The sequence below is a fragment of the Methylibium sp. genome (genome assembly GCF_013817345.1).
Taxonomy (GTDB): domain Bacteria; phylum Pseudomonadota; class Gammaproteobacteria; order Burkholderiales; family Burkholderiaceae_C; genus Methylibium.
This window is the reverse complement of sequence record NZ_JACDCW010000090.1, coordinates 1-16,610: the sequence shown is the minus strand read 5'-3', so window position 1 is coordinate 16,610 and position 16,610 is coordinate 1. Positions and strand designations below refer to the sequence as shown.

The window sequence follows — 16,610 nt, the reverse complement described above, 5'->3', positions numbered from 1 at the left end:
ACTGAGGCGAGGGTGCCGACGCGGCCGCTTCGAGTCAGTTTGTCGTAAGCCCAGGTTTCAAAATGACACCAACCCCTCGGAGCGCCATGCTGCTGCTTGTGACCTCGATCAAACTCATCGCCGAAATTGCGCTGTTGGCACTCGCCGGGAGGTGGCTGCTGGGCCTGCTCGCCGGCGCCAAGCGCGAGCAGAACCTGTTCTATCAGCTGCTGTCGATCATGACCCGGCCGTTCACCTCGGTCTTCCGCAAAGTTACGCCCAAGGTGGTCATCGATCGACACATTCCGCTGCTGACCTTCGTTGCGCTGACTTGGGTCTGGGTGTTCGCGCTGCTTCAGAAGGTCGAACTCTGCCGCGGAAACATCGGTCAGGGACTGTGCCAATGAACTCCGCCTCCAACCGGCACAGCCGGCCAATGCGCCTGCGTTACCTGCTGCTGAAATGGCGCGCCCAGGCCGGCCTCGTGCTCGGTCTGCGCCAGTTCGCACTCGATGCCTTCGACGAAATGCTGGCGCTGCGGCCCGGTGATGCCTATGCGCTGGCCAGCCGCGCTCACGCGTCGGCGCAGGCCGGCGACCGCGCCGCAGCCATCGCCGACTATCGCGCCTTGCTGATCGTCACCGCCGATCATCCGTCGGCCTGGTTCAATCTCGGCTTCCTGCTCGAACAGCAAGGCGAACTCGACGAGGCGCGCGCCGCCCTGGAGCGCGCCGTCGAACTCGACCCCAAGCTCGACCGCGCCTGGTACGGCCTGGCGCTGGTGGCGATTCGCCAGCGCCGCTTCGACGACGCGGTCGTCGCGCTCGAGCGCAACACCAAGCTGCAACCCATGAGCCCGCACGGCTGGTATCAACTTGCGCGCGTTCAGGTCGATCGCCATCAGCCTGAGGAGGCGGTGAAGATCATTCGCCACCTGCAGGGTTTCGAGCCCAAGGTCGCCGCTCAACTCGAGCGCGAAACGGGCTTGCTCCTCACGCCGCGTTCCGTTGGCTGAAATGATGATGCACGCAATCTGCTTGACTGCAAGCTCCGTGCGGAGCGGGTGAGGTCCGAGAGAAGAGTCCTTCGGTGACCCCCCGTCGGGGTCGAGACAACAGTGTGGAGAGGAGTGCAGCAATGCAAATTACGGAAAACCAACGTGAATATTGGCGCAAGAACCTGAGGATCACGGGAATCCTGCTGGCGATCTGGTTCGTGGTGACTTTCGTGATGGCGTATTTCGCACGCGACCTCAACTTCAACTTTTTCGGCTGGCCCTTCAGCTTCTACATGGGGGCTCAGGGCTCGCTGATCGTTTACGTGATCATCATTGGGTTCTACGCGCGGTACATGAACCGTCTCGACCAAGAACACGGCGTTGCCGAGGAGGAATGACATGGCTGGCTTGACACCCACTGCGGGCAGCGGTCGCGCTGCCAATGCCGCTTTCAAGAAGCAGCTCAACAAGGTCTATACCTGGTACACGGGAGGCTTCATCGTCTTCGTCATCGTGCTCGCGATCCTCGAGCAGATGGGCCTGCCACGGAACTGGATCGGCTTCATCTTTCTGATCGCCACCGTGGCCTTGTATGCCGGCATCGGCATCATGAGCCGCACGACCGATGCGTCGGAGTACTACGTCGCCGGCCGGCGCGTGCCCGCCATCTACAACGGCATGGCGACCGGCGCCGACTGGATGAGCGCAGCCTCGTTCATCGGCATGGCTGGCACGCTCTACCTGACGGGCTTCGGCGGCTTGGCTTTCATCATGGGGTGGACAGGCGGGTACTGCCTGGTGGCGCTGTTCCTCGCGCCCTACCTGCGCAAGTTCGGACAGTTCACGATCCCGGACTTCCTGGGAGAGCGCTACGGCGGCAATGCGGCGCGCTTCATTGGTATTTTCGCGGCGATCCTGTGCTCCTTTACTTATGTCGTGGCGCAGATCTACGGCGTGGGCATCATCACTGCTCGCCTGAGCGGTTTGGCGTTCGAGATCGGTGTGTTCGTCGGCCTCGGCGGCATCCTGGTCTGCTCCTTCCTCGGAGGAATGCGCGCAGTCACCTGGACTCAAGTGGCGCAGTACATCATCTTGATCATTGCCTACATGATTCCGGTGGTGTGGCTTTCGGTGAAGCAGACCGGTGTGCCGATCCCTCAGGTGATCTACGGCCAACAGCTCCAGAAGGTCTCCGAGCGTGGCGACCAGTTGCGCGTCGATCCGAAAGAGCTCGAAGTCGTGAACATCTTCAAGCAACGTGCGGCCGCCGCCGATGCGAAGCTCAAGGACGTGCCGACCGCGATGGCGGCTGACCGTACTGCCGCCGAGCAAAGGCTAACGGACCTCAAGTCGTCGAACGCACCGCTGGCCGAGGTTCAGGCCGCAGAGAGGCAGGTGGCTGCATTGCCGGCGAGCGAAGAAGCGGCTCGTGCCTCCTACGCCGCCGCCAAGACTGCTAACGCGGGCCGTGCTGCACCGCTGAACGGCATGCCGAACCACGCGCAGATTTACGCCGGCAACCCGGACGGCACCGAGGCAGAGCGAGCGGCCTTCAATGACTCGCGGCGCAACTTCATGGCGCTGGTGTTCTGCCTTATGGTGGGTACGGCCGCATTGCCGCACATCCTCATGCGCTACTACACCACGCCGTCGGTGAGGGAGGCGCGCGAGTCGGTGACCTGGTCGCTGTTCTTCATCTTCCTGCTGTACTTCACTGCGCCGGCACTGGCGGTGCTCGTCAAGTTCGAGATCTTCAACAACTTGGTGGGTACGCCCTTCGATCAACTGCCGGCCTGGATTGCCAACTGGGCACGCGTCGATCCGACGCTGATGTCGGTCGCAGACGTCAACGGCGACGGTATCTTCCAGTTGAGCGAGATGAAGATCGGCGGCGACATCATCGTGCTGGCCACGGCGGAAATCGGCGGTTTGCCGTATGTGGTTTCGGGCATGGTGGCTGCGGGTGGTCTGGCGGCGGCGCTCTCTACGGCCGATGGCCTGTTGTTGACGATCGCCAATGCGCTGTCGCATGACCTGTACTACAAGATGATCGACCCTAACGCCTCCACTTCACGCCGCGTCACCATCTCCAAGATGCTGTTGTTGGTGGTGGCCCTGTGTGCGGCCTACGTGGCGTCGCAGAAGCCGGCGGACATCTTGTTCCTGGTCTCGGCGGCCTTCTCGTTCGCGGCGGCCGGCTTCTTCCCGGCGCTGGTGCTCGGCATCTTCTGGAAGCGTGCTTCCAGCGCCGGCGCCGTGCTGGGCATGATCGCCGGCCTGGGCACGACCATGTACTACATGGCCCACAACCAGGTCTGGATGCGCGGTATCTTCGGCATCACCGAGCCGATCAGCCTATGGTTCGGCATCTTGCCGATCTCGGCCGGCGTGTTCGGCGTGCCGGTCGGCTTTGCGGTGATCATCCTGGTGAGCCTGTTCACGCCGGCACCGAACAGGAAGGTGCAGGAGCTGATCGAGCACGTTCGCTACCCGAACCTGCGCGGCGACACCGTGCAGAGCCTGGGTACCTGAGCGCGGTAGGGCCGGCTGCGGCCGGCTCTTTCGTCCTAAAAGCGGCCTGCGGCAACGCAGGCCGCTTTTCTTTGGCCGGAACCGTTAAGGGCCGTCGCGAGAGGCGAGCCGCTATACTCTCGGGCTTGCCTTGCCGCACCCCAAGTTGACGCTCGGGGGCGGCTTTCCCGCAGATTCGGGCGTTGCTTTCATGCAGCGCTCGGCCAAGCGGAACCCACAAGGAGATTCAATGCGTCACTACGAGATCGTTCTGCTGATCCATCCGGATCAAAGCGAGCAGGTTCCGGCCATGCTCGAGCGGTACAGGAGCAGCATTACCGCCGCCGGCGGCACGATGCACCGGGTTGAGGACTGGGGCCGGCGCCAGCTAGCCTACATGATCAACAAGCTTGCCAAGGCGCACTACCTGTGCATCAACATCGAGTGCAGCAAGGAAACCTTGCTCGAGCTCGAGACCGGCTTCAAGTTCAACGACGCCGTGCTGCGCCACCTGACGGTGCAAAAGAGCAAGGCCGAGACGACGCCTTCGGTGATGATGAAGGCGGTCGAGCGCGAAGAATCGCGCAAGGCGCCGTCGCCCCCGCCGCAACAGCAGCAACAGCAACAGGAAGCTGCAGCCTGAGTTCGGAGCGGCTTCGCATGTGCCGGCGCTGACATGAACCGTGTGGTTCTGCAGGCGCAGGTGGTGCAGCGAGGCCAGGTGCGCTATACGCCCGCCGGCCTGCCGGCCCTGGACTTGAGCTTGAAGCACGAGTCCGAGGTGACGGAAGCCGGGCACCCCCGCAAGGTCTCCCTGGAGGTTCGCGCGGTGGGGATCGGAGCGGTAGCCGAGCAGATCGGCAAGCTGGCGGTGGGAGACACCGCAGGGTTTGCCGGCTTCCTTGGTTCCGCCCGCAACGGCAGAGGCGTATTGCTGCACATCACCGAGTTCGACCCGGCCTCCGTCGTTGTCGCCCCCTTTGATTCGGATTGAAATTTTCAGGAGTTCACTATGCCCCCGCCCCGTGGTAAAGGCCGTTTCGGCAAAGACAAAAAACCCAAGCGCAACACGCAGTCGCTGCTGTTTCGCCGCAAGCGGTTCTGCCGCTTCACCGTCACCGGCGTCACCGAGATCGACTACAAGGATGTCGACACGCTGCGCGACTTCATCGGCGAGAACGGCAAGATCACGCCCGCGCGGCTGACCGGTACGCGCGCCTTCTTCCAGCGCCAGCTCTCCACCTGCATCAAGCGCGCGCGCTTCCTGGCCCTGCTGCCGTACAGCGACCAGCACAAGGTCTGAGGAGCTCACATCATGCAAATCATCCTGCTTGAAAAAGTGGCCAACCTCGGCAACCTCGGCGAAGTCGTCAAGGTCAAGGACGGATACGCCCGCAACTACCTCATCCCGAGCGGCGCCGCGCGGCGTGGAACCGCCACGGCGGTGCAGGAGTTCGAGGCCAAGCGTGCCGAACTGGAGAAGGCCGCGAATGCCAAGCTCGCCGCCTCGCAGTCCGAAGGCGAAAAGCTCGCCGGCAAGACGCTCAGCATCGCCCAAAAGGCCGGTGTCGATGGCCGACTGTTCGGCTCGGTGACCAACCAGGACATCGCCGAGGCACTCGGCAAGATCGGCTTCACGGTCGCCAAGGCCCAGGTGCGCATGCCGGCGGGTCCGCTCAAGACGGTCGGCGAGCACGCGGTGACCGTCGCGCTGCACACCGACGTGGTGGTCGACGTTAACGTAACGGTGGTGGGCGAGGCCGCCTGAGCTGCCTTCCCCCGCAAGAAAGGCCGGCATGACGCCGGCCTTTTTCTTTGCGTTTGCGATTTCCGGATCCGTCCACCGGCAGTGCACTGCTTGATCACAAGTTTGTCCACAGCCGCGCCTACACACTCTGCAATTTCTCGTGCTTGTGCGCTGGCGCCGAGCGTCGATCCTCACTAGGATTCCTGCTTCATGTCGGCCGTCTTCTCCGTTTCAGATCCCGGCCGCTCGCGCGGCGACGACGAGGTTGCGCGCCTGCGCATTCCCCCGCATTCCGTGGAGGCCGAGCAAAGCGTGCTCGGCGGCCTGCTCATCGACAACGGCGCCTGGGACCGCGCCGGCGACCTCCTTGTCGACAGCGACTTCTACCGCTACGAGCACCGGCTCATCTACTCGGCGATCGGCACGCTGATCAACGCCACCAAGCCGGCCGACGTGATCACGGTCTACGAGCAACTGCAGTCGCTCGGCAAGGCGGAAGAGGTCGGGGGCTTGAGTTTTCTCAACGGGCTCGCGCAAAGCGTGCCCAGCGCGGCCAACTTGCGTCGCTACGCCGAGATCGTTCGCGAGCGCGCCATCCTGCGCAAGCTGGTGGCCGCCAGCGACGAGATCGCCACCAAGGCCTTCAACCCGCAAGGCCGCCCGGTCGCGCAGATCCTCGACGAAGCCGAGGGCCAGATCTTCAAGATCGGCGAGGAAGGTTCACGCACTCGCCAGGGTTTCCAGAGCATGGATTCCCTGGTGGTGCAGCTCATCGACCGCGTGCAGGAACTCGCCGACAACGGCGCCGAGGAAGTCACCGGCGTGCGCAGCGGCTTCTACGACCTCGACCGCATGACCGCCGGCCTGCAGGCCGGTGACCTGATCGTTCTGGCGGCGCGCCCCTCGATGGGCAAGACCGCCTTCGCACTCAACATGGCCGAGCATGTCGCCGTCAACGAGGGCTTGCCGGTGGTGGTGTTCTCGATGGAAATGGGCGCCTCGCAACTGGCGCTGCGCATGGTCGGCTCGCTCGGGCGCATCGATCAGCAGCACCTGCGCACCGGCGCCCTGCGCGACGACGAGTGGGGCCGCCTCACCGAAGCGGTCGACAAGCTCGGCAAGGCCAGCATCTACATCGACGAAAGCGCCGCCCTCACGCCCAGCGAGCTGCGTGCGCGCGCACGGCGGCAGGCCCGCCAGTGCGGCCAGCTCGGTCTGATCGTGGTGGACTACATGCAGCTCATGACCGGCAGCGGCGGGGGCAGCGAGGAGAACCGCGCCACCGTGCTGGGCGAAATTTCGCGCGGCCTGAAGTCGCTGGCCAAGGAGCTGAAGTGCCCGGTGATCGCGCTCTCGCAGCTGAACCGCAGCGTCGAGAGCCGTACCGACAAGCGCCCGATGATGAGCGACCTGCGCGAGTCGGGCGCCATCGAGCAGGACGCCGACGTCATCATGTTCATCTACCGCGATGACTACTACAACAAGGAAGCGTCCAAGGAGCCGGGCATTGCCGAGATCATCATCGCCAAGCAGCGCAACGGGCCGGTCGGCACCGCCAAGCTGACTTTCCTGAAGCCGCTGACGCGCTTCGATAACCTGGCGCCCGGGTCGGTCGGCAGCGACTACTGAGCGGCTTGCGCCCCGGCTCCGGCTTTGAGCCTGCGGTGCCGCCTCGAGCGTTGAACGGACTTGCTGCCCGCGCGGGTTCATCGATCCGCGTCAGCGAATCGCGGACCGATCGACCGCACCGCCCAGCGCATAACGCGCGGGATCGAGTGAGTCACGCAGATCGGCCTCGAGCGGGCAGGGCGCGCCGCTGACCCACGAAGCCAGCAATTGCGCACCGAGCGTGGCCCACGCAATGCCGCGCGAGCCGAGGCCAGTAAAGACGTACAGCCCGCCTTCGGCGTCGCGCAGGCGCGGCACGAAACGTGGCTGATCGGCGCGTGCCTCGTCGCGCAGGGCTTCGAAGTTGACCGCGGCGCCGATCAAGGGAAGCCGGTCCGGCGTCACCGTGCGCCAGCCGACCCGGCCCTCCCAGGGCAGCGCCTGCCATGCGTTCGCGTCGCCTGCGCACAGACCGGCCAGTTGTGCGAGGTTGCTCCGGTGATCGCTTTCACGCAGATGCGTGTCTTCATCGTCCGCTTGGCTGGTCGCGCCGAAGATCAGCCGGCCCTCGATCGGTGGCAGCACGTAGCCGCTGCCGGCGACCGGCAGGCGCGGCAACGGCAGTGTCGGCGGGTGGGCGATGTCGAGGCTGCTGATCTGGCCGCGAACGGCCGACAGTGCGGCGAACGCATGCGCAGAAGTCGCTGCCCGAATGCCCTCGGCGCCGCCGAGCGAGTTGCGAGGGAGGCCGTTGGCCACAGCGCGCGCTGCGGTCCCTGCGAGGGCGTTGTCAGCGCCGCCCAACAGGCGTTTCGCGTCAAGCGCATTCGCGAGCACCAGCACCGGCGCCTCGGCAAGCACGTCACCCCGCGCATCCAGGGCCTGCCACGCACCGCCGTGCCGCGCGATGCGCGCGACCTCGGCATTGCCGATGAAAGCGGCACCGCTGCGCAAAAAAAGCTGTCTCGCGTAGGCGCGCGGCGCGAGCCATCCGCCGCCGGGGTAGTGCCAAGCGCCGCTGGGCAGGTCCAAACCGCTGAGCCGGCTGGCTGCGCCGCGGTCGAGCCAGCCGACATAGCCACTGTCGAGTTGCTGGGCCGCCAGCGCCGCACGGGCGCTGGCGGCATCGAGCCGGCTTTCCAGGCGAAGGCAGCCGGCAAGCTGCCCTGGGATCCGGCCTTCTGTAATCCACGCGCCCGCCATGCGTTGGGTCAGCAGCGCGGCCGCGCGATGTGCGCGTGCATGCGGACCATCGTCGCGGTGGAAGCTGCCATGGAACAGCCCCGCCGGATTGCCGGAGGTCGCGCATGCGGAGTCGCCGTGGCGATCGAGCACGCGGCAGTTCCAGCCGTGCAGCGACAGGGCCCAGACCGCCGCGCATCCGGCCAAGCCGGCGCCGATGACGATCGCTTCGCGCGAACCGCGATGCGCGTGCCAACCGCCGGGCGGCAGCACGGCCACGTGACGCGGCGAGTGAAGTGCAACGGTGATTTCGCGCTTCTCGCCGATGCCCGCGACAACCTCGACCGCAAAGCCGGCCGCGGTGAGCCCTTGGCGCAGCACGCTCGATGTGTCCGGGGTTGCCGCGGTGGCACCCGGTGCAGCCAGGCGGCCTAGGCGCCGAAGGAGATGGGTGTCCCACATCTGCGGGTGGGCGGCCGGCGCGAAGCTGTCGAGGAAGAAGGCATCGACCGAAGCGACGAGTTGCGGCAGCAGCAATGCGACGTCGCCGAAACCGAGCAGCAATTGCAAGCGCCCTTCCTCGAAGGCGAGGGGATGGAAGTTCGGCGTGCGCAAGGGCCAGGCGGCCCGCAGTTGCGTTGCCAGCTCCGGCAGCGGTGAGACCGTATGCGCGAGGGCCAGATCTTCGCGCGTCAGCGGCTGCTTCTCGATCGAGATGAAAACCAGCCGCTCGCAGCGTTGCGGGTCGCTGCGCCAGGCGTCCCAGGCAGCGAGGAAGTTGTAGCCCAGGCCGAAACCGGTTTCGAGGATCACGAAACGCTCGCGACCGGCCCAGCGCTCTGGCAGTCGGTTGCCGGCCAGGAAGACTTGGCGAGCCCGTAACACGCTGCCGGACGCTGCGGTGTAGAAGTCGCCGTTGCCGTTGCCGTTGCCGTTGCCGTTGCCGTTGCCGTTGCCGTTGCCGGATGACGGCCCGCCTTCGCGGGCGAAAGCCAGGCGCCCGGGCTTGATCGGCCGGGTCTTCACGCGGCAGCGCGCTCGGCCAGCCAGGCAAGCAAGGGCTCGCGCGCCTCGCTCAGGCCGCGGTAGGCGAGCACCGCGTCGCTCATCGTCGAAAGCGCTGCATGAAGCGCCGCGGCGCGCTCCGGCGTGGCGATGGCCTGCGCCAGCGGCTCCACGTCGACATGGATGGTGAACAGCGCTTGCTGAAGCGAGGGCAGGGGGATGAAGGTCTGGTGCTCGGTGCGCCAGTGCGCCTGCGCGGCGACTTCGCCGGCTGACTTGCACCAGGCCACCGGCTCATGCCGCAGCGGATGTCTGTCCAGCCCGGCATGCGGCGTGACCGTCCAAACAAAGCGCTCCCATCGCGCCGGCTGGCACACCAGGCGCACCAAGTGCTCGCTGGCGGCGAGCAGGGTCGCGTTGTCGGCCACCGGGCCGTGCACCGCCGCAAACGAACGCCCGATCTTGTCGCGAGGCGCCCAATGCGAGGGCAGGCAGACGGCGAGCCAGGGGAGCGTGGCGCTCTTGCCGTCGACGATGGCCAGGTCCTCGTGCAGAGACAGGCTCAGCAGCGCGGCGAGCCGCTGCGTTGCGGGCAGCGCAGCCAGGCAGGCGCCGGCACGCTCATGAGCGCCTGGCCGGGGTTGCAGCGCGACACCGTTCCAACCCACATGCCAGCCGAGCGCGAAGCCGAGCACCCCATCGGCATTTGCGTCCAGCACGCCGGGGCACTGGATCGCCGCGTTCTCTACCAACGCACGCAGGGCGGGCAAGGGATCGAAGTCGTCGGTGCACAGCAAGGCATCGTCTGGTGCGGTGCTCAACACCGCGAGTTTCTCTGCGAACGCGGGCGAGTCCGGCGCCAGGGCAGTGAGCTGGCGCGAGCCGGGCTGAAGTTTGCGCAGGCCGGGTTGCATGCGAAACGGCGCCTTGACCGCGGCGTCGAAGTCGAAGCGGGAAGACGGCGGCATGGCGAATGATGGCGCGGGTGGCAAATCGTGGAAGCGAGACCGGGCGGCGGATTAAGGCGGCGATTTCGATTGGCGCTCAGCGGCAGAGCCAATGATGTGGCGATAAAAAAAGGCACCCGCAGGTGCCCTTCGCATGCAGGCAAACGGCCGGCCTGTCTCGCGCCAGCCTGCGCGGCGCCGGCCGATCGCGCCGCGGACTCAGACGCGCTTGCGGTACTCGTGCGTGCGGGTGTCGATCTCGATCTTGTCGCCGGTGGCCACGAAGATCGGTACCGGGACCTCGAAGCCCGTAGCCAGCTTGGCCGGCTTCAGGATCTTGCCGGAGGTGTCGCCCTTGACGGCCGGCTCGGTGTAGACGACCTCGCGCACCACGCTGGTCGGCACTTCCACCGAAATCGCCTTGCCATCGTAGAACACCACTTCGACCGGCATGGCGTCTTCAAGATACTGGATCGCGTCGCCCATGTTCTCGGCCTCGACCTCGAACTGGTTGTACTCGGCGTCCATGAACACGTACATCGGGTCGGCGAAGTAGGTGTAGGTGCACTCCTTCTTGTCGAGCACGATCTGGTCCATCTTGTCGTCGGCCTTGAACACCAGCTCGGCGCCGGAGCCGTTGAGCAGGTTCTTCATCTTCATGCGGACCGTGGCGGAATTGCGTCCACCGCGGCTGTATTCGGTCCTGAGGATGACCATCGGGTCCTTGCCCTGCATGATCACGTTGCCGGCGCGGATTTCCTGTGCGGTTTTCATGTGAGTGTCCTGTCGTTGCGGAAAGGGCGTGCGGCCTGCGCAAAGCCCGAGATTTTAGCCTTTTGCGGCCACAAAGCGGCAAAGCCGAAGCGCGAGGTCGCCATCAAGCTCCATGGCCGCTTCGAGCCGGGCGCAGCGCAAGGCCGCCAGCGTGCGCCACGCTTCGGCGTCCGAAGGGACTTGCGCCAAAGGCAAAGACTGCGTTGTCGCCACGGTGAGCTGGCGGTCCCGCGGCAACGAGAGCAGCCCGTTGCACTGTGCGAAGTGCCGGCGCAGGTGCTGCGAGAGCACGGCGTCCGCGCCTTGCAGATAGAAGTCGAGAAAAGCGTCGAGCTTGGCCGCTTGCGCGCCGCCCTGCTGCGCATAGAGCTGCCACAGGAAAGGCTTGCCGGCCCACAGAGCCCGCACCAGCGAATCCTCACCACGGACCAGGTTGAGATCGCAGCTCCATAGCAAACGGTCGAATTCCGGCTGCGGCAACCATGGCAGGAAGTGCGCCTCCAGCCCATCGCGCACGGCGGTCGATCCCGGCTCGCCGTCGCAGGCGAGCGCTGCTGAGACCTGTCGCGCTGCCAGCCCAGGCGTGACCAGCAACTGCGTCGACTCCGCCCGCCACTGCGCGAGCCACGCTTGCAGGGCCGGTTGTTCGTAGCAGAAAAGGCTCACGCGCCGTGCCCCCGGCAAGTCGCCGATTCCCACACCGGCCAGCCACGCCGCGGCGTCGAAGCCGGCGCGCTCGGACGCCAGACCCGCCTCGCGCAGCAGCCCGCCGGTCGCAGATGTGAAGCCGGGATAGAAGAACCACTTGTTCAGGCCGCGCCCGGGCCCCGCGAACTGCGGCGAGGGCAGGGCGTGGCTGCGTTCGACATACGCCTCGGCGCTCAGGTACTCGAGGTCGACCCACACCGGCGAGCGGGGGGCCCGTGCCATGCGTTCGACGAAGCCGGCCGGCGGATCGCAGCCGAAGGCTTCGATTACCGCGTCGCCCGGCATCTCGCCGTCGTGCGGCTCGCGCCAGGGCAGCACGATCACGCCGCTAGCGCCCTGCGGCGCCATCCACGACAGCGCCGAGCTGTCGTCGCACCAAAGCCGCACGTGCTGGCCCAGGCTCGCCAGCCGGCGCGCCAGGCGCCAGCACACACCGATGTCGCCGAGGTTGTCGACGACTCGGCAAAAGAGATCCCACTTCAGCGCCCGCAAGGGCGGTGGCGACAAGGCCTCGCTGTGCATGCGCGAGATTATCGAAGCCACAATCCGGCGCATGAATGTGGCCTCCGTTTTGCCCGGCGTCGTGCCGATGGCTCAGGCCCTGGAGGCGACGGCGCTGGCCCGGTGGCTGCAGCAGTCGATGTGGGGGTATCCGGTGGTCAGTGCGCTGCACATCGTCGCAATCGCACTGCTGCTCGGCGCGATCACGGTGGTCGATGCGCGTCTGCTCGGCTTCGCACGACAGGTTCCCGTGGCGCATGTGGCCCGCGCGGCCTGGCCGTTTGCGGCGGCCGGCGTGGTGCTGGCGCTCGGCACCGGGCCGCTCTTGTTCATCGTGCAGCCGGGTGACTACCTGGTCAATCCGGCATTCTTCTGGAAGCTGCTGTTGCTGCTCGCTGCCTTTGCCAACGTGGCGTGGTTCCACCTGCGCTTCTCGGCCGCGCTGCGCGGCGGGCACGCATTGACGGCCGGCGTTCGCGCGGTCGCGGCGCTGTCGATCGCGCTGTGGCTCGCGGTGCTGTTCGCGGGACGCATGATCGCGTTCGTCTGATCCGGCGCCGGAGGTCCGCGCGAACCGGGCGACACAATCTTGTCTCATGAACGAGTCCGAAAACTTGCCGCTGGAAGACGCGTCGCCGCCTGTCGATGCAGCACGTCAGCGCCTGCTCGACGACGTGTCGGCCTTGCCGAGCCTGCCCGGCGTGTACCGCTACTTCGACGCGCAGGGCACGCTGCTTTACGTGGGCAAGGCGCGGAGCCTGAAGAAGCGCGTGTCGAGCTACTTCCAGAAGCAGCATGGCGGCGGCCAGACACGGGTCGGCCACATGGTGTCGAAGATCGCGCGGCTGGAGACGACGGTGGTGCGCTCCGAAGCCGAGGCACTGCTGCTCGAGAACAACCTGATCAAGACGCTGAACCCCAAGTTCAACATCCTGTTCCGTGACGACAAGAGCTACCCGTACCTGAAGATCACCGGCGCACACACCGCCGAAGGCGCCAATGCACCGGCCGCGCTGCAGTACCCGCGCATCGCCTATTACCGGGGCGCGGTCGACAAGCGGCATCGCTACTTCGGGCCGTACCCGAGCGCGTGGGCAGTCAAGGAAACGATCCAGTTGCTGCAGAAGGTGTTCCGCCTGCGCACCTGCGAGGACACGGTTTTCAACCACCGCACGCGGCCCTGCCTGCTGTACCAGATCAAGCGCTGCTCGGGGCCCTGCGTGAAGGAGATCGCGCAGCCGGACTACGCGCACGACGTCGGCAACGCGGAGCGCTTCCTGCTCGGCGAAGTGGAGGAGGTGATGGGCGCCTTGCAGGCGCGCATGCTCGCGCACGCCGAGGCGCTCGAGTTCGAGAAGGCGGCCGAGATCCGCAACCAGCTTGCAGCCTTGTCGCGGGTGCTGCACCAGCAATCGGTCGAGAACAATGCCGGCGGCGCCTTCGACAAGGATGCCGACGTGATCGCGGTGGTGGTCGAGGGCGGGCGTGCCTGTGTGAATCTGGCGATGGTGCGCGGTGGCCGCCACCTGGGCGACCGGCCTTACTTTCCGGTCCACGTGGAAGAGGCGGCAGTGCTCGGGAAAGTGACCGATGAACGCGAGGCCGATGCGACCACAGACGCTGCCGCCGAGTCGACTGAATCGGCCGTGTCGGCCGAACGCGGCGAGCCGGCGGAGCCGAGCGAGGCACAGGTGCAGATCCAGGTATTGGAGGCCTTCATCGGGCAGCACTACCTCGACGGTGCGCCGCCGCCGCTGCTCATCACCAGCCAGCCGATCGCCAAGAGCCTGGTCGAGGCGCTGCGTGAAGCCAGCGGCGTGCGCATCGTCGCTCAGCACCAGCCGCGCGAGCAGCGCCGGCAATGGCTGGAGATGGCGCTGAAGAACGCCCGGATCAAGCTGGCTCAGCTGCTTGCCGAGGAAGGCTCGCAGCGATCGCGCACGCGGTCGCTGGTCGATGCGCTCGACCTCGCGCCCGACAGCCTGGACAGTTTTCGCATCGAGTGCTTCGACATCAGCCACACCGCAGGCGAGGCGACGCAGGCCTCGTGCGTGGTGTTCGAGCAGCACAAGATGCAAAGCGCGCAGTACCGCCGCTACAACATCGCCGGCATCACGCCGGGCGACGACTACGCGGCGATGCGCCAGGTGCTGACCCGCCGCTACGGCAAGCTCGCCGAGGCGGCGGGCAAGGGCACGGCGCGGCTGCCCGATCTGGTGCTGGTGGACGGTGGCCGCGGGCAGGTGTCGATGGCCCGCGAGGTGTTCGGGGAACTGGGCCTCGATCTTGGCCTGATCGCTGGCGTCGAGAAAGGCGAGGGCCGCAAGGTCGGGCTGGAGGAGCTGGTGTTCGCGGACGGCCGCCCCAAGATCGGGCTGGGCCGCGACTCGTCGGCGCTGATGCTCGTGGCGCAGATCCGCGACGAGGCGCACCGATTCGCGATCACAGGCATGCGGGCCCGGCGGGCCAGCGTGCGCACCGGCAGCAGCAAGCTCGAAGACATCGCCGGCATCGGGCCGCGCAAGCGCGCCAAGCTGCTGCAGCGCTTCGGCGGCGTGAGGGGAGTGGCGAACGCGAGCGTGGACGATCTGGCCGGTGTGGAGGGCGTATCGCGCGAACTGGCCGAGGAGATCTACCGTGTCCTCCACTGAGCCGCACCCCCGCAGCGCCGTCGTGCCGGCCGAAGGCGCGTCCGAAGGCACAATCGCGCGGATGTTCTTCAACCTGCCGACCTTGCTGACATGGGCGCGCATCGTCGCCATCCCCCTGGTCGTCGGCGTTTTCTATCTCGATCTCGAGACTTCGCTGCAGAACCTGCTGGCCACGGTGCTCTTCATCGTCGTGGCATTGACAGACTGGGCCGACGGTTACCTGGCCCGGCGCCTGAACATGACGTCTTCGTTCGGTGCCTTCCTCGACCCCGTCGCCGACAAGTTCCTGATCTGCGCCGCGCTGGTGGTTCTGGTGCACGAGCAGCGGCTGGACTCGTTCGTGGCCTTGATCATCATCGGCCGCGAGATCGCGATTTCCGCGCTGCGCGAGTGGATGGCGCAGATCGGCGCTTCACGCAGCGTTGCCGTGCACATGCTGGGCAAGCTCAAGACCACCGTGCAGATGATCGCGATCCCGTTCCTGCTCTACGACGCGGTGCTGTTCGGGCTGATCGACACCCGCTTGTGGGGCACGGTACTGATCGTCGTCGCTGCGGCGCTGACGATCTGGTCGATGGTCTATTACTTGCAGAAGGCGCTGCCGGAGATTCGGGCCAGGGTGCGCTGATGGCGCGTCGTTTTTCGACGCTGCCCGCTGGCGGCGCGGCCGGGCGATCGCGCCACGCCGGCGCGGCCGGGCGATCGCGCCACGCCGGCGCGGTGGACGAAACGCTGCTGCTCGCCATGCCGATCGTCTTCGTGCTGATCTGGAGCACCGGCTTCATCGTGGCGCGCTACGGCATGCCGCATGCTCCGCCGCTGAAGTTCCTGGCGTTGCGCTATGCGCTTTCGCTGATGTGCTTCGGGGTGTGGATCGCACTGTCGAAAGCGGCATGGCCTCGCAACAGGGCGCAGTGGGCGCACCTCGCAATGGTCGGCGTGCTCATCCACGCGGGCTACCTGGGCGGCGTGTGGGCGGCAGTCAAGGCAGGCATCGGCGCGGGCACGGTGGCGTTGCTTGTCGGCCTGCAGCCGGTACTCACGGCGCTGTGGGTCACCGCTGTGGCCTCGCAGGGCGAGCGCGTGTCGGCGCGGCAATGGCTCGGTCTGGCCCTCGGCTTCGCCGGTCTGCTGCTGGTGGTGGCCCCCAAACTCGGCAGTGGCGAGATCACCGGCTGGAACGTGTCGCTCGCACTCGGCGCGCTGCTCAGCATCACGACCGGCACGCTTTATCAGAAACGCCATGTAAAGCCGTGCGACGTTCGCACCGCCAGCAGTGTGCAATTGCTCGCTGCGCTGGCGGTGACCTTGCCGTTCGCGCTGCTGGAGGTCGAGGCCGTCGACTGGCAGCATCCGCAGCTACTGGGTGCGATGGCGTGGTCGGTCCTGGTGCTCACGCTCGGTGGCGCTTCGCTGCTTTACCTGCTGATCCAGCGGGGTGCGGCCACCGCGGTGACGAGCTTGTTGTATCTCGTTCCGCCCTGCACCGCGGTGCTGGCCTGGGCCCTGTTCGACGAGTCGCTCGCCGCGCCCGTGCTGATCGGTCTGGGCTTCACGGCGGCAGGCGTCGCGCTCGTGGTGCGCACGCCGTTTCGCCCCGTCGCAGCTCGATGAACATGGGTCGAGCGGCGCTGCGGCCAGCGGCTTGTCGGACGAACGTTTCGCTGCGTATGCGCTTGTCAAGCGCGGAATTCACGCTGCGTGCGAGGCGCCGCCACAGGTAATCTGCATAGAATTCCGCTGCACGCTTGACACCCCGCAAGCTCACCGCTGTAATGAATCTGCAGCCACTGCGGTCGATTGCAGCGCGCGTCCCACGGGCCCGTCCCGCCACCCGAACCCGAGCAAGAGACACCTTTTCAACAGGGGTACTTTCGTGAACAAGACCGAACTGATCGAACACATTGCCAAGCAGGCCGACATCTCCAAGGCCGCGGCCACGCGCGCGCTCGAAGCCTTGATCGGCGGCGTGCGCACCACGCTCAAGAAGGGGGGCAGCG

18 protein-coding genes are annotated in these 16,610 nt (G+C 66.4%); 14 read left to right on the top strand and 4 right to left on the bottom strand.

Translation table 11 applies throughout. From position 1 onward, the window contains the following. Positions 1–86 precede the first annotated feature (86 nt). The 9 genes from H0W40_RS15360 (at position 87) to dnaB (ending at position 6,863) form a co-directional block, all read left to right on the top strand. A complete protein-coding gene (locus H0W40_RS15360; protein WP_292447809.1) occupies positions 87–386 on the top strand; it encodes a hypothetical protein in 300 nt (99 codons plus the stop codon). Next, on the top strand, positions 383–994 hold the full coding sequence (locus tag H0W40_RS15355; RefSeq protein WP_292447806.1) for a tetratricopeptide repeat protein: 612 nt from the start codon (positions 383–385) through the stop codon (positions 992–994). The genes H0W40_RS15360 and H0W40_RS15355 overlap by 4 nt, the downstream gene beginning before the upstream one ends. Positions 995–1,116: 122 nt before the next feature. Further along, complete coding sequence (locus tag H0W40_RS15350; protein WP_292447801.1) at positions 1,117–1,374, top strand: DUF4212 domain-containing protein; 258 nt, start codon at positions 1,117–1,119, stop codon at positions 1,372–1,374. Position 1,375: 1 nt separating this feature from the next. Continuing rightward, positions 1,376–3,508 (top strand): sodium:solute symporter family protein, encoded by a 2,133-nt coding sequence (locus tag H0W40_RS15345; protein WP_292447798.1) that lies wholly within the window; start codon positions 1,376–1,378, stop codon positions 3,506–3,508. Between the two features lie 229 nt (positions 3,509–3,737). Beyond that, complete coding sequence (gene rpsF, locus H0W40_RS15340) at positions 3,738–4,130, top strand: 30S ribosomal protein S6 (RefSeq protein WP_292447796.1); 393 nt, start codon at positions 3,738–3,740, stop codon at positions 4,128–4,130. 33 nt (positions 4,131–4,163) lie between these two features. Next, positions 4,164–4,481: a primosomal replication protein N gene (priB, locus tag H0W40_RS15335; RefSeq protein ID WP_292447794.1), complete on the top strand. Its 318-nt coding sequence runs from the start codon at positions 4,164–4,166 to the stop codon at positions 4,479–4,481. An 18-nt stretch (positions 4,482–4,499) separates the two neighbouring features. Then, complete coding sequence (gene rpsR / locus H0W40_RS15330) at positions 4,500–4,790, top strand: 30S ribosomal protein S18 (RefSeq protein ID WP_292447792.1); 291 nt, start codon at positions 4,500–4,502, stop codon at positions 4,788–4,790. Positions 4,791–4,802: 12 nt separating this feature from the next. Then, positions 4,803–5,255: a 50S ribosomal protein L9 gene (gene rplI, locus H0W40_RS15325; RefSeq protein ID WP_292447789.1), complete on the top strand. Its 453-nt coding sequence runs from the start codon at positions 4,803–4,805 to the stop codon at positions 5,253–5,255. Between the two features lie 189 nt (positions 5,256–5,444). After that, complete coding sequence (gene dnaB / locus H0W40_RS15320) at positions 5,445–6,863, top strand: replicative DNA helicase (RefSeq protein WP_292447786.1); 1,419 nt, start codon at positions 5,445–5,447, stop codon at positions 6,861–6,863. Positions 6,864–6,953: 90 nt separating this feature from the next. On the opposite strand, the gene mnmD is transcribed toward dnaB, so the two are convergent. The 4 genes from mnmD to earP all read right to left on the bottom strand — a co-directional run bounded on the left by mnmD (position 6,954) and on the right by earP (position 12,013). Beyond that, positions 6,954–9,050: a tRNA (5-methylaminomethyl-2-thiouridine)(34)-methyltransferase MnmD gene (mnmD, locus tag H0W40_RS15315; protein WP_292447785.1), complete on the bottom strand. Its 2,097-nt coding sequence runs from the start codon at positions 9,048–9,050 to the stop codon at positions 6,954–6,956. Then, positions 9,047–9,997: a heme-dependent oxidative N-demethylase subunit alpha family protein gene (locus H0W40_RS15310; protein ID WP_292447784.1), complete on the bottom strand. Its 951-nt coding sequence runs from the start codon at positions 9,995–9,997 to the stop codon at positions 9,047–9,049. The genes mnmD and H0W40_RS15310 overlap by 4 nt, the downstream gene beginning before the upstream one ends. Before the next feature lie 198 nt (positions 9,998–10,195). Then, a complete protein-coding gene (efp, locus tag H0W40_RS15305) occupies positions 10,196–10,750 on the bottom strand; it encodes an elongation factor P (protein WP_292447781.1) in 555 nt (184 codons plus the stop codon). Positions 10,751–10,804: 54 nt separating this feature from the next. After that, on the bottom strand, positions 10,805–12,013 hold the full coding sequence (gene earP, locus H0W40_RS15300) for an elongation factor P maturation arginine rhamnosyltransferase EarP (protein WP_367153826.1): 1,209 nt from the start codon (positions 12,011–12,013) through the stop codon (positions 10,805–10,807). Here earP and H0W40_RS15295 point away from each other — a divergent pair. The 5 genes from H0W40_RS15295 to H0W40_RS15275 all read left to right on the top strand — a co-directional run. Continuing rightward, the gene (locus H0W40_RS15295; protein WP_292447780.1) at positions 12,012–12,509 is read left to right on the top strand and encodes a hypothetical protein; all 498 of its coding nucleotides are present in this window, start codon (positions 12,012–12,014) and stop codon (positions 12,507–12,509) included. The genes earP and H0W40_RS15295 overlap by 2 nt on opposite strands. Before the next feature lie 46 nt (positions 12,510–12,555). After that, positions 12,556–14,610, top strand: a complete 2,055-nt coding sequence (locus H0W40_RS15290; RefSeq protein WP_292447777.1) for an excinuclease ABC subunit UvrC — start codon at positions 12,556–12,558, stop codon at positions 14,608–14,610. Positions 14,611–14,671: 61 nt separating this feature from the next. After that, the gene (gene pgsA, locus H0W40_RS15285) at positions 14,672–15,238 is read left to right on the top strand and encodes a CDP-diacylglycerol--glycerol-3-phosphate 3-phosphatidyltransferase (protein ID WP_292447817.1); all 567 of its coding nucleotides are present in this window, start codon (positions 14,672–14,674) and stop codon (positions 15,236–15,238) included. A 116-nt stretch (positions 15,239–15,354) separates the two neighbouring features. Beyond that, positions 15,355–16,224, top strand: coding sequence for a DMT family transporter (locus H0W40_RS15280; protein ID WP_292447814.1), 870 nt, complete (start codon positions 15,355–15,357; stop codon positions 16,222–16,224). Between the two features lie 262 nt (positions 16,225–16,486). Further along, the coding region (locus tag H0W40_RS15275; RefSeq protein WP_292447812.1) for an HU family DNA-binding protein at positions 16,487–16,610 on the top strand (124 nt) is incomplete at its 3' end.

Bases quoted from the DNA above. Each gene is read 5' to 3' on its own strand.
- rpsF (WP_292447796.1), top strand. From the start codon at position 3,738: ATGCGTCACTACGAGATCGTTCTGCTGATCCATCCGGATCAAAGCGAG.
- H0W40_RS15360 (WP_292447809.1), top strand. From the start codon at position 87: ATGCTGCTGCTTGTGACCTCGATCAAACTCATCGCCGAAATTGCGCTG.
- rpsR (WP_292447792.1), top strand. From the start codon at position 4,500: ATGCCCCCGCCCCGTGGTAAAGGCCGTTTCGGCAAAGACAAAAAACCC.
- H0W40_RS15295 (WP_292447780.1), top strand. From the start codon at position 12,012: ATGAATGTGGCCTCCGTTTTGCCCGGCGTCGTGCCGATGGCTCAGGCC.
- H0W40_RS15310 (WP_292447784.1), bottom strand. From the start codon at position 9,997: ATGCCGCCGTCTTCCCGCTTCGACTTCGACGCCGCGGTCAAGGCGCCG.
- efp (WP_292447781.1), bottom strand. From the start codon at position 10,750: ATGAAAACCGCACAGGAAATCCGCGCCGGCAACGTGATCATGCAGGGC.
- priB (WP_292447794.1), top strand. From the start codon at position 4,164: ATGAACCGTGTGGTTCTGCAGGCGCAGGTGGTGCAGCGAGGCCAGGTG.
- H0W40_RS15350 (WP_292447801.1), top strand. From the start codon at position 1,117: ATGCAAATTACGGAAAACCAACGTGAATATTGGCGCAAGAACCTGAGG.
- H0W40_RS15345 (WP_292447798.1), top strand. From the start codon at position 1,376: ATGGCTGGCTTGACACCCACTGCGGGCAGCGGTCGCGCTGCCAATGCC.
- H0W40_RS15355 (WP_292447806.1), top strand. From the start codon at position 383: ATGAACTCCGCCTCCAACCGGCACAGCCGGCCAATGCGCCTGCGTTAC.
- pgsA (WP_292447817.1), top strand. From the start codon at position 14,672: ATGTTCTTCAACCTGCCGACCTTGCTGACATGGGCGCGCATCGTCGCC.
- H0W40_RS15280 (WP_292447814.1), top strand. From the start codon at position 15,355: ATGCCGATCGTCTTCGTGCTGATCTGGAGCACCGGCTTCATCGTGGCG.
- dnaB (WP_292447786.1), top strand. From the start codon at position 5,445: ATGTCGGCCGTCTTCTCCGTTTCAGATCCCGGCCGCTCGCGCGGCGAC.
- earP (WP_367153826.1), bottom strand. From the start codon at position 12,013: ATGCGCCGGATTGTGGCTTCGATAATCTCGCGCATGCACAGCGAGGCC.
- H0W40_RS15290 (WP_292447777.1), top strand. From the start codon at position 12,556: ATGAACGAGTCCGAAAACTTGCCGCTGGAAGACGCGTCGCCGCCTGTC.
- rplI (WP_292447789.1), top strand. From the start codon at position 4,803: ATGCAAATCATCCTGCTTGAAAAAGTGGCCAACCTCGGCAACCTCGGC.